Consider the following 12,802-nt stretch of genomic DNA (forward strand, 5'->3'; position numbering starts at 1 on the left):
GGCCTGTCAGAAACCCGCTCCATTGATTACATCCCGTTGGGTGAACGTCATGGTCATCCCTTTAACCAGTTTACGCTCTGGTTTGGTGGCAATCTGCAAATCACGGCTATTGTCACGGGTGCGCTGGCCGTGGTGCTGGGTGGAGACGTCGTGTGGTCTCTTATCGGCTTACTGGTGGGGCAGATTCTGGGTGCAGCGATCATGTCTTTGCATGCGATCCAGGGCCCGCGCCTGGGTTTACCGCAGATGATCACCAGCCGTATGCAGTTTGGCGTGTTTGGTGCTGTTATTCCTCTGGTGCTGGTGTGCATTATGTATGTGGGATTTTCAGCCAGCGGGACAGTATTAGCCGGGCAGGCGCTGGCTAAACTTATCCATGTCAGTCATTCAACCGGGATGATCCTGTTCAGCACCCTCATCGTGATCATTGCGGTGCTGGGCTATCGCGTGATTCATCAACTGGGCAAGCTGGCGAGCGTCATTGGCGTTTTAGCCTTTGCTTATCTGTTTATCACGCTGTTCTCTGCGCATGACTTATCAGCCGTGTGGCAGAATCAGCACTTTACCCCGGCAAATTTCCTGCTGGCGGTCTCCCTGTCTTCATCCTGGCAAATTGCCTTCTGTCCCTATGTCTCTGACTATTCACGCTATCTGCCAGCTGATGCCTCTGCGAAGAAACTCTTCAGTTCAGTCTTTTTTGGCACCGTACTTGGCACGCAGGCGTCAATGACGCTGGGGGGTGATTGTCGCTGCCATTGCCGGAAGTGCGTTTGCAGGCAATGAGGTCGGTTACATCGTGAGCATGGGTAGCACGGCGACTATGGCCATGGTGATTTATTTCGCCATTTGCTTTGGAAAAATCACGTTTACCACGCTGAACGCCTACGGCAGTTTTATGTCACTGACCACCATTGTCTCTGGTTTCCGTCAGCAAACCACGCTGAGTCAGGGTGGGCGCATTCTGTTTGTGGTGCTTATGGTTACGCTGGCCTGCGTCATTGCTCTGCTCAGTGAACCGGCCTTTCTGAAATCCTTCACCCACTTCCTGCTGTTTCTGCTGGCTTTCTTTGTGCCGTGGAGCGCGATCAGCCTGACCGATTTCTATCTGATCACCAGGGGCAGGGTTGATGTCCCGGCACTGTCGCAGCCGGACGGACGCTATGGACGCTGGAACCTGGCCGGTATTACCGTCTATTTTCTGGGCGTGCTGGTGCAACTGCCGTTTATCGATAATCCGCTGCACCATGGATCGCTGACCTGGATTTTTGCCGGTAATGATGTCTCGTGGATCATCGGCTGGTTTGCGACGGCACTGTTATGGCTGATCGCCAGCCGCTGGGATCGTCGGGGCATCCCCGAACAGTCAATTTATCCCGCCCAATAACAAGGTCAGGCCGCCTGAGCGGCTGCCTTTCAGGGAGTGTCACTCTTCGCGGGTGTGTGAACACCCGCGTGTCAGGAAATCCTCTTTTAAGATCAGGCGGCAGAAACGTCCGCTGCGCCGGTCTGCGCCTCGGCCACCAGCGGCTTCTCCGGTTGCAGCAGTGTCATTGCCAGCATACTGCCAAAGGCGATCAGTGCGGTGACGGTAAACATCGCGTTATAGCCGTAATATTCCGCCAGCCAGCCGCAGAGCATCGGAGAGATAATCGCTGCCAGATTGGCTATCGCCAGCGTCATGCCGCTGTAGGTACCCACCGACGCTTTAGGGGTGACATCAATCACCACCGACCAGTAGACATTGTTTACCAGTGCATTCAGCGCATTGCCCAGGGTCATCAGTGCAATAATCCCGGCAGCCGACTGCACATAGGGGATCGCCATAAAGCAGCAGGCGGTGCCGCACAGCGTGACGGCGGCAAACAGATTGCGCGCCAGACGCAGATTACGGAAGCGAGCCAGCAGGGCATCGGCAATGCGACCGCCCAGCAGCACCGTGATACAGGCGCCGCTCCACGGGATCATCGCGACGTACCACAGTGAGTGCAGGTCGTAATGGAAATTATCCTGCAGATATTTCGGCATCCAGGTCACCAGGGTAAAGGTGATGTAGAGGAATGAGAAGTAGCCCAGCGCGTTGCAGACCAGGGTGCGGCTGGTAAAGAAGCGCCACCAGGGCAGTGGTACGCTGTCGCCCGCGCTGCGGCGCTGACCGGTCTGGATAAGCTGACGTTCTGCGGCATTGGTATTTGGACTTTTCTCCGGGCTGTCGCTGAAGGTGCGGGCAAACAGCGCCATCGCCAGCAGGGAGAAAACACCGAGCAGGATAAACATCATGCGCCAGTCATGGGTCAGCAGCAGCAGGCCCACCGCAATCGGGGCGGTCAGCAGCGCGCCAACCTGGGTCGAGAGCAGGCCGATGCCCAGCGCAAAGCCGCGCTCATTATCGGGTGCCCAGTGAGCAATCGCCTTGTTCATCAGCGCATAGGCCGGGCCTTCGGAAAAACCAAACATGATGCGCAGGGCAGCAAAGCCCATAATGGCGGATCCGCCAAACAGCGCCATGCCCAGTTCCCCCGCCCAGGCGGTGGCGATCTCCAGCAGCGACCAGAGTACGCCTGCCAGCAGCCAGACTTTTTTCGTGCCGATACGGTCGGCAAGAAAGCCGCCACACAGCGAACCAAACAGATAGCCAAAGCCAAAGTAGCCCAGCACGGCACCGAGCTGGACTTTGCTGAAGTGATACTCCGCCGCAATAGCGTTGGCCGCAAACGACAGGGCGCCGCGATCGATGTAGTTGATCAGGGCGATCAGGAACAGCAGTGAAAATATGGTGTAACGGTAACGGCTGGTTGTCATCTCACTTCTCCTGATTAAATGTCTCAGGAGAGCAGAAGCAAAATTGATGCCGGAAAGGGCATTTATCCGGCAAACCGCGGACAAGCACAGAATTCGGGCCACTGAGCCCGCCCCGAAGGGGGTTAACTGATCCCGCTAATAATTCGCCTGCGCATCAATGCGGTGCAGCCGCTGCCTGTCGGTGGTGAGGCTCAGGCGGCGTTATGATGGTTGGGGCTGACGTGTGGCAGCGGGATAACCACGGCTTGCGTGACTGCTTCTGTATCAGCCGTCCCGGCCTGGGGTATTTCGCCAACGTGTAGTAAAATCTGCTGCTGATAAGTCGCATCTGCCACCGTAGTCTGTTCACTCAGCAGTACGCCAGCCTCATTGACGTTTTTTCCGTCCACTTTTATTTTACTGGTGGCACTGGCCAGCATCCACTCATATTCAATATCGACGTGGCCGCTATCAATACAGCGGATACCGTGCTGACTTAAATCATATGCCAGCACGGTTGCGGTCGGCCCTAATGAAATCAAGACCAGGTCAAAGTTGACGGCATTCTTTAAAACGGTATCAAACAGACGATCATAGACGGAAAAGGCATTACGGTTCAGCGTCGTAATACGTTTCACTTCGCTGGCTCCCTCCAGTAAATCATTGCCTAATCCCAGACGCGTGCCGCTGCCTTCCACAATTAATACCCGGCGGCCCTGATAGAGCTGTTTAAACTTATCAAATATCGTCCGGGATAATTGCTTGCCTTTATAATCGTGATAGGGACGGGTCACCGAGGTATTTCCATAGTGGTACTGTTTATTCAGCAGGCCCTCATAATATTTAAAATAAAATGATTTATGGAAGAACCAGAACAGGGCCGACCCGCCCCGCATATTACGGGTGGTACGAAAGGCATCCGGCAGACAGATCAGACAGTTCGGGTTGGCTCCTGAATCCTGCTGCAGCAAGGCTTTGAGCCGTGCAGAGAGATTCGGGTCAAATGGCTGAAAACCGATATTTTTATACCAGGTCATTTCCAGTTCACCGTCGCCATAACGGGCCAGAGATAATTGTGGGTTACGTAATAACAGATCGACAGTCTCTTCTATCGACATGACGGAATAACGCTTTACCCGTGCCTGCGCAGCAGGATAGCGAATGGCAGCATTAAGAAACTTAAAAGGGAAACGAAACTTGCGATAAATAGCATGAAGTGCGGTCATAGTTAACCTGCCTGGTTTATTGCTGCCAGAAAAATCCCGCCTGCTGGCCGGATAAACGAATATAAGAGAGCTGATATATATCACAGATAAAATAAGCGTCATGCTACGGAATATCTGAAATCGTTTTCATCGGCAAAATCCCTTTGTTCATTAATCTATTTCCTGAGTGTTATTTTTCAGGAAAATAATAAAAAACGCGTTCAGGCTGGCACAATTAAATCATTTAAACAGCAGCGACACCGCACCAGCGTTGATGAAGCCGCCAATAATAACAGCAGGGCAGTAACATTCCCGATTTCAGCAATAAGAGTTATTTCAGAGCAGAGTTAATAAACCATTATGATTATTTGACTCTGAAAAACTTTCGTCGGGCACACTTTAGCTGGCGTTACAGAAGGGCGGCTTGTCTGTTAATTAATCGCCTTTGAACAAAAGGTGCGGTCGTTAGCAGCCTATGGTTAATTTTTTGTGATGGATATCCCGTAATCAGCCCTTCAGAAAGTAAAAAAAGCGGCCTGACCGCATTAACAGGTGACATTTATAATAAATATTTCTAATGATTAACGCTTATACACGTTTTTACATATTTCGTGCGTAAGTTAAAATCTCGTTGAATTTATGTTTCCAGCTTAACCTTTCAATTGCCGCTAATGACCCGAGGATGGATCATGATCAATAAAATAACCAGTATAATCATGGTGATATTTGCTATCGCCCTGATTTACATGGGAGGACAACTCCTGCTTGCAGGAGGCAGCGCGTTCTATGCGCTGATGGGCGTGGGCGTTCTGCTCAGCGCGATTCTGCTGTTGATGAACAAACGCAGTGCGCTGACGCTTTATGCGCTGCTGATGTGGATCACTCTGTTCTGGACTATCTGGGAAGTGGGCTTCGACAAATGGCAGTGGATCCCGCGCGGCGACCTGTTTGGCGTGCTGGGTCTCTGGCTGGCGCTGCCGTGGGTGGTGCGTCCGCTCTATCAGGGGCAGCGTCGTTTCCATCCTTTCCTCGGGGGTTCCGTCGTCCTGATGGTGCTGCTGGTCATCGGTCTCTGCTTCTACGATCCGCTGCCGCAGCAGGGCGCCATTAATACGCCGCGCAACGCCTCTGCGACCGGCGGTGCCGCTGAAGAGTGGAGCGCCTATGGCGGAACCACAGATGGCCAGCGCTTTTCGGCGCTGAAGCAGATCACTAAAGATAACGTGAAAGATCTTGAAGTGGCCTGGACCTATCACACCGGCGACCTGCGTCAGGGTGATGATGCGACCGAATACACCTTTGAAGCGACACCGCTGAAAGCCAACGGCATGCTCTACTTCTGTACGCCGCACAACGAAGTCCATGCTCTTGACCCGGAAACCGGTGCGGTGAAGTGGAAAACGACGCCGGATAAAAACCGCTCTTATCTGCAGCAGCACCAGACCTGTCGTGGCGTGAGCTACTTCGATGCCGGTCAGCAGGCGCAGGCGCAGACGGGCGCATCGCCGGCCATCTGCCGCAAGCGTATCTTCAATGCCACCACCGATGCCCGCCTGCTGGCGCTGGATGCCGATACCGGTAAAGCCTGTGCTGACTTTGGTGACAACGGTGTGGTGAATCTGCGCGCCAACATGGGCGAGGTGCGTCCGCACGCGCTGATGCAGACTGCCGCGCCACTGGTGGCGGGCAACCTGGTGATTGTCGGCGGTTCGGTGATGGATAACGGCTTCAACAGCGGTAACCCATCAGGTGTGATCCGTGCCTATGATGCCGTCAGCGGTCGTCTGGTGTGGAACTTCGATCCGGCTAACCCGGATAACACCGCACCGGTCGCTGAAGGGGCAACCTATCCGCAGGATACCCCGGTCGCCTGGGCCACCCTGAGCGCCGATCTGAAAAACGGCCTGGTCTATGTGCCGTTTGGTAACGCCTCGCCGGATGAAGTGGGACTTGAACGCGATCCCGCCAGCAACACTGAAAAATTCCGTGATGCGCTGGTGGCACTGGATCTGAAAACCGGTGCGTTCAAATGGCGCTATCAGAGTTCAAACCATGACCTCTGGGATCGTGATAACCCGTCACAGCCGTCGCTGGTGGACATCAACTATCAGGGCAAACCGCAACCGGCGGTGATCCTGCCGACCAAAACCGGCAACCTGTTTGTGCTGAACCGCCTGACCGGCGAACCGGTTTATCCGGTAGAGCAGGTTAAGGTCTCCACGGATGGCATTAAAGGCGAGCAGTATGCGGCGACCCAGCCAGTCTCCAGCCTGAACTTCATTCCGCAGCCGCTGACTGAGAAGTCAATGTGGGGCATTACGCCGTTTGACCAGATGGCCTGCCGCACCACGTTCCGTGAGTTGCGCTATGACGGTAACCCGTGGACGCCACCAACGGAGAAAGGCTCGCTGATCTTCCCGGGCAACATCGGGGTGTTTAACTGGGGTTCAGTAGCGGTTGATCCACAGCGTCAGATGCTGATTGCGGCACCGGTACGCCTGGCTTACAAATACAACCTCATCAGACGCACGCCGGAAACCGAAACCCAGCGTACCTTCACCAAAGATGGTACGCCGTACTGGAATGAGAACTTCCACGGTGACTACGCTATCCACATCCAGCAGATGGCGTCGGGTCTGGGTATTCCCTGCATCGCGCCACCGTGGGGACGGATGGTCGGTGTGGATCTGACCACCGGCAAAACCGAATGGCTGCGTCGCGTCGGCACCACCAAAAACCTCAAGACCAGCTTCCTGCCTGGCCGCTTCCCGCTCGGTTTCCCGATGGGAATGGTGGCGCACGGCGGACCGCTGCTGACGGCGGGTGATCTGGTGTTCCATGGCGCAACGGCAGATAACTTCTTCCGTGCTTACGACAGCACCACCGGCGAACTGCTGTGGCAGACTGAACTGAGTGCCGGAGCGCAGGCCACGCCATCCACCTTTATGGGCAAAGATGGCAAGCAGTATGTGGTGATTGCCGCGGGCGGCCACGGCTCGCTCGGTACCACGGCGGGCGACAGCGTTGTCGCTTTCCGTCTGAAGTGATTTTTTAAAAAACCGACCCGCTGAGCGCCGCCCTGGCGCTCAGCTTTTTTTGCGCTTCTGCCTGTCAGATCTCACGCACGGCTTCGCGCGACAACCTGTTGTATTTCATCTAAATTCTTTCATCTCCGCATTCATAGCATCTGATAACGCATCGAAACCATTTCGTGACAGCGCTCCCGCTTTAACGATTTCTCCTGCCTGACAGACTTGCGCATTAAGCCGCGAGGCGTAGATTAATATATGACTTCACAATTAATCGTGAATACGAAAAGTACTTCACAATACGCACTCTGAAGGATTGATGCTCATGTCGGAACTGAAATTTGCTACCCGTCTTAACTCTTTCGCCTCGGGGGGCGCACCTCTACTGGCCCGATCAGCAGGGCAAGCCCTCTGTGCTGCAGATGGTTGCCCGTGCAGGCAAGGTCAAAGGCTTAACGCATCTCGACCTCAACTTTCCGCAACATCTCACCAGCGATATCCCCACACTGCGCCAGGCGATCAGTGATGCGGGTCTGGCCGTTAACGGTATGCAGATGCGCTGGGACGCGCCGCAGTTCAAAATCGGCGCGTTTACCCATCCCGACGCGAAAGTGCGTCGCGAAGCGATTGAGCTGACCAAGCGCGGCATTGACGCGGGTCGGGAATTTGGTTCACGGCTGATGACGCTGTGGATGGGGCAGGACGGTTTCGATTACTGCTTCCAGGCGGACTATAAGAAGATCTGGGAGGATGCGGTCAGCGCCGTACGTGAAGTGGCGGAGTATGCACCGGACGTTGACGTCAGCATCGAATATAAACCCAATGAGCCACGCGCCTACAGCATCTTTCCCAACGCCACCACCTGTCTGCTGGCCGTGGAAGAGGCGGGCTGCGCCAACCTGGGGATCACCCTGGATTTTGCTCATGTACTGTTTGCCAATGAGATCCCGGCTTACGCCGCCGCTATGGTGGCGCGCCGCTCACGGCTGCTGGGGCTGGACCTTAACGACGGCTGGGGCAAGCGTGATGACGGCCTGATGGTCGGCTCAGTCAACCCTCGCGCCACGCTGGAGTTTCTCTGGCAGATGCAGCGTGATGGTTATCGCGGTGCCTACTACTTCGATACCTTCCCGGATGCCAGCGGTCTTGACCCGATCCGTGAGGCAGAAAGCAATATTGCGACCGTGACCCGTCTGCTGAGGCTGTGTGACCAGCTGCACGACAACGCGGCGTTACTGGCGGCCATCGGGCGTCAGGATGCGGTGGCCTCTCAGCAGATCGTCAATGACATCATGCTGGCCCGCTGACAGCCGATTAATCATAAAAACATCACACCTCTACCCAACACCCTGAGAATAAAAAAATGAAAAAACGCCTGCTTGCTCTTATCGCCTCCTCACTGCTCTGCAGCACGGTTTATGCGGCAGAACTGGCACCGCTGCAATCCGATACTGAACCGGATCGCACCGACTGGACCCAGCTCGACACCAAATATGGCGCACTGCCAAAAGTCGATAAGTCGCTGAAGATTGGCGGGGTATCGAAAACCCTGACCAATGAGTACTGGCGCTCACTCGGCCAGGGCTACCAGAACGCGGCGAAAAAGTATGGTTTCACTGTCGCTTATCAGGCGGCGGCCAATGAAGATGATCAGCTCGGTCAGCTCTCCATTGCGGAAACCCTGATCTCGCAGGGCTTTAACGGCCTGCTGGTTTCGCCGCAGACCGATATCAACCTGGAGCCTGCACTGGAGAGTGCCAACAGTAAAAATATCCCGGTGGTGAACGTTAATGATGCGGTAATGCCGAATGCGCGCTACTACGTCGGCAACGTCCAGAAAGACAATGGCGTGCGGGTAGCGAAATGGTTTATTCAGCACCATCCGCAGGGCGGCAAAGTGGCGGTGATTGAAGGGCAGCCAGGGGTTTATGCCGCCGGACAGCGCACCCGTGGCTTTAAAGAGACGCTGGACAGCGCCGGTAAGTTCACCATCGTGGCCAGCGTACCCGCTAACTGGAGTCGTGAGCAGGCCTTTAACGCCGCATCGACCATTCTGCAGCAGCATCCTGATTTGATCGGCTTCTACGCCAACAACGACACCATGGCGCTGGGCGTGGTGGAGGCGGTACGCGCGCAGAACAAAGCGTCACAGGTGGCCATCTTTGGCACTGACGGTATTTCCGATGCCTACGCCTCGATTAAGCGCGGCGAGCTGACCGGCACGGTCGACAGTTTCCCGGTGCTGACCGGTGAAGTGGCGATGGACGTCATTATCCGGCTGATCAATGGACAGAAACTGTCGCGCGTTGTCTCGACACCCCAGGCGCTGATCACCAAAGAGAATGTCGAAGCGTTCTCAACCAAAGACAACAACCGGTTGCGTCAGCTGCTGGCTCAACAATAAGTCAGCGGGAGCGGGTATGGAACAGTTTCGCTTAATGATGCGTGGCATCAGCAAAAGTTACGGTAACGCCGCCGCGCTGCAGGATGTCGATTTCTCAGTGCGGCCCGGCGAGGTGCACGCGCTGATTGGGGAAAATGGCGCGGGTAAGTCGACGCTGCTGAATATCCTCTCCGGCGTTCGCGGCGCGGACAGCGGAGAGATCAGCGTCAATGGAAACCGGGTGCAGATCCGCAGTCCGCTCAGCGCCCGTCAGGCCGGGATCGCGATGATCCACCAGGAGTTACAGCATGTGCCTGAGCTTTCCGTGGCGCAGAACATGTTTCTGGGTCGCCCGCTGACCCGCGCCGGGGGGCTGGTGGGTGGATAAAAAAGGCCCAGCTGGCGCGGGCCACCCTGATTCTGAAGACGCTGGATCCCACTATCGATCCCGATACGCCGATCAGGAACCTCAAGGTATCGCAGCAGCAGATCGTTGAGATTGCCCGGGCGCTGCTGGATGACGCCAAAATCATTGCCATGGATGAACCGACCTCCAGCCTGACGCCACGCGAATTTGACCGGCTGGCGGAGCTGATTGGCGATCTGAAGTCGACCGGCGTCTCGCTGATCTATGTCTCGCACAAGATGAATGAGATTTTCCGGGTCTGCGACCGCGCCACCATTATGCGTGACGGAAAGCAGGTTGGGGTGGTCAATATCAGTGATGAGGATGAGGAGAGCATCGTCGCCAAAATGGTCGGACGGAAGATCGACAAGCTTGACCATCAGGCCTTTGTCACCGATCGCGAAGTGCTGCGGGTAGAGGATCTGACGCGTGGCAATGAGGTGGTGGCGGCAAACTTCAGCGTTCGTGCGGGCGAAGTGCTGGGCATTGCCGGACTGGTCGGCGCGGGGCGCACCGAACTGCTGAAGCTGATTGCCGGTATCGACAGGCGCACCCGTGGCACGGTGAGCGTCAACGGTGCCGCGGTGAAGAACCACAACGTGCGTGCGGCGATCAAAGCGGGCATTGGCCTGGTACCTGAAGACCGCAAAAAAGAGGGCATTATCAAAGAGCGGGCGGTGAAGATGAATATGGCGCTGCCATCGATGCACCGCTTCACGTCGGCGGGGCTGATGAACCAGGCCAGGCTGGACCGCGAGGCGCTGAAGGTCATGGGCGACCTGAAACTGCGCCCGCTCGACATTGAGAAAACCATCGGCACGCTGAGTGGCGGCAATCAGCAAAAAGTGATCATCGGCCGCTGGGTTGCGGCGGATGCCAATGTGTTTCTGTTTGATGAGCCGACGCGCGGTATCGATATTGGTGCCAAGTCTGAAATCTATCACCTGATTGAAAAACTGGCCCAGGCGGGCAAAGCCATTGTGGTGGTGTCGTCAGAAATGACCGAGATCATGCGCATCTCCGATCGGGTGCTGGTGATGCGCGAGGGCCGGATAACCAAAGAGTTAACCGGCAGCGCGATCACCGAAGAGAACATTGCCCGTTATGCCATCAAAGATATCGACCAGACCGCCTGACCGCTTACCTGACACTATTTAAGGTTATAACTATGACAACTCAGACATCTACCGGGCCGGGTACCCGACCTGCGCTGCGGCTTAAATTTAATCTGCGTGATGCCGGTACCTTAATTGGCTTACTGATTATCGTGGTGACATTTTCGTTTCTGTCGCCGGTCTTTTTCACCCTGCCTAATCTGCTGAATATTCTGCAGCAGTCCTCAATCAACGCCCTGATCGCACTGGGCATGACGCTGGTGATTATCTCCGGCGGGATTGACCTCTCGGTCGGTCCCACGGCGGCGCTCTCTGCGGTGCTGGGTGCAACCCTGATGGCATCGGGCGTGCCGGTGCCGCTGGCGATCCTCGCGACGCTGGGTGTGGGCGCGATGTGCGGGCTGTTCAGCGGCACGCTGATCGCCTATGCCGGGCTGCAGCCGTTTATTGTCACGCTGGGCGGCCTGTCGCTGTTCCGGGCGATTGCGCTGATCTACACCGGCGGCAATCCCATCTTTGGTATTCCGCTGGAATTTCGCAGCCTGATCAACAGTACGCTTTTCGGTATCCCCACGCCGATTGTGATTGTGGCGGTGATTGCACTGCTGCTGTGGACGGTGATGAATAAGACCCCGCTGGGGGGAATATATTCTGGCGATTGGCGGCAATGAAGAGGCGGCGCGGGTCGCGGGTGTGCCGGTTAAGCGCACCAAGGTCACGGTCTATATCTTCTCCGGCCTGCTTGCCTCACTGGCCTCGCTGATTCTGATTGGTCGTCTGGGGGGCTGCCGAACCGACCATCGGCAACCTGTGGGAACTGGATGCGATTGCGGCGGCGGCCATTGGCGGTGCGTCGTTAATGGGCGGCAAGGGGAGTATCTTCGGAACGCTGATCGGCGTGGTTATCCTCGGTGCGTTACGTAATGGCTTGACCTTACTGAACATTCAGGCCTTTTACCAATTGCTCGCTACCGGCCTTATTATTATCATAGCGATGTTGATTGACCGGGCGACCCGAGGCAAGTAATGAAGCAAGATCCGCGAGCCATTGGCGCTCAGATTCGTATGCGTTTGCCCCAGCTGACGCCGTTAGAACGTCGGGTAGCTGAGGCGATAATTGCCCGAACCGACATTACCGAGCAATCCTCATTAAAGGAGATTGCGCGGGAGAATAATGTCTCTGAAGCGATGATCGTTAAGATTACCAAAAAACTTAACTTCACCGGCTTCAGGCATTTCAGAAGTGGCCTGATCTATTACAACCAGTCTGAAGTGGCAGGGCTGCATGCGGAAATTGAGCCGGATGATTCGTCGGAGCAGTTGCTGGCCAAAGTTTTCAGAACCTCTATCCAGGCGATTGAAGAGACCTTATCGATTCTGGATGTTTCTGAATTCAATCGTGCGGCGGACATTATCTTTAAAGCGCGTCATATCGATCTTTACGCCGTGGGCGGCTCTGCCGCCGTGGCGCGGGACCTGTCACACAAGATGCTGAAGATTGGCATTAAGTCGACAGCCTATGACGACGCCCACATCATGCTGATGTCAGCCGCCGTGTTATCTGATGACGATGTGGTTATCGCCATCAGCCATTCGGGTGCTACGCGTGCGGTGAACGATCCGGTCAGACTGGCGGGGAGGAATGGCGCGAAAGTTATCGCCATTACCAACTACGCCGAATCCCCGATCGCGAAGAGTGCGCATGTGGTCCTCAATTCAACCTCTCAGGGATCGCATCTGCTGGGTGAAAACGCCGCGTCACGCATCGCCCAGCTCAATATTCTGGATGCGCTGTTTGTCGCTATCGCCAAGAAAGATCTGAAGCGGGCGGAGAAGAACCTGATGAAAACCCAGCATGCGGTTCAGGATCTGCGGGAATTCTAGCT

At 55.6% G+C, this 12,802-nt stretch carries 5 protein-coding genes and 4 pseudogenes; 7 read left to right on the forward strand and 2 right to left on the reverse strand.

The genetic code is table 11. The annotated features are described in order from the left end of the window. Window positions 1–3: 3 nt before the first annotated feature. Window positions 4–1,384 (forward strand): annotated as a pseudogene (locus JNO11_RS09545) (cytosine permease). 92 nt (window positions 1,385–1,476) lie between these two features. On the opposite strand, the gene JNO11_RS09550 reads toward JNO11_RS09545, so the two are convergent. Together JNO11_RS09550 and JNO11_RS09555 are read right to left on the reverse strand one after the other, a co-directional pair. Further along, entirely contained in the window at window positions 1,477–2,799 is a 1,323-nt protein-coding gene (locus JNO11_RS09550; protein ID WP_163639373.1) for an MFS transporter, read from the reverse strand. A gap of 191 nt (window positions 2,800–2,990) precedes the next feature. Beyond that, the gene (locus tag JNO11_RS09555) at window positions 2,991–4,004 is read right to left on the reverse strand and encodes a GT-D fold domain-containing glycosyltransferase (protein ID WP_325177242.1); all 1,014 of its coding nucleotides are present in this window, start codon (window positions 4,002–4,004) and stop codon (window positions 2,991–2,993) included. Window positions 4,005–4,672: 668 nt separating this feature from the next. Between JNO11_RS09555 and JNO11_RS09560 the strand changes: the two genes are divergently transcribed. The 6 genes and pseudogenes from JNO11_RS09560 (at window position 4,673) to JNO11_RS09585 (ending at window position 12,800) form a co-directional block, all read left to right on the forward strand. Further along, entirely contained in the window at window positions 4,673–7,030 is a 2,358-nt protein-coding gene (locus JNO11_RS09560; RefSeq protein ID WP_010670139.1) for a membrane-bound PQQ-dependent dehydrogenase, glucose/quinate/shikimate family, read from the forward strand. Window positions 7,031–7,337: 307 nt separating this feature from the next. Then, window positions 7,338–8,319 (forward strand): annotated as a pseudogene (locus JNO11_RS09565) (TIM barrel protein). 56 nt (window positions 8,320–8,375) lie between these two features. Next, window positions 8,376–9,416: a substrate-binding domain-containing protein gene (locus JNO11_RS09570; RefSeq protein WP_031592324.1), complete on the forward strand. Its 1,041-nt coding sequence runs from the start codon at window positions 8,376–8,378 to the stop codon at window positions 9,414–9,416. A 16-nt stretch (window positions 9,417–9,432) separates the two neighbouring features. Then, window positions 9,433–10,937 (forward strand): annotated as a pseudogene (locus tag JNO11_RS09575) (sugar ABC transporter ATP-binding protein). A 32-nt stretch (window positions 10,938–10,969) separates the two neighbouring features. Then, a pseudogene (locus JNO11_RS09580) lies at window positions 10,970–11,943 on the forward strand (ABC transporter permease). Next, on the forward strand, window positions 11,943–12,800 hold the full coding sequence (locus tag JNO11_RS09585) for a MurR/RpiR family transcriptional regulator (protein ID WP_010244943.1): 858 nt from the start codon (window positions 11,943–11,945) through the stop codon (window positions 12,798–12,800). The pseudogene JNO11_RS09580 and the gene JNO11_RS09585 overlap by 1 nt, the downstream one beginning before the upstream one ends. Window positions 12,801–12,802 lie beyond the last annotated feature (2 nt).

Source organism: Pantoea sp. 1B4 (assembly GCF_016925765.1).
GTDB lineage: Bacteria > Pseudomonadota > Gammaproteobacteria > Enterobacterales > Enterobacteriaceae > Pantoea > Pantoea agglomerans.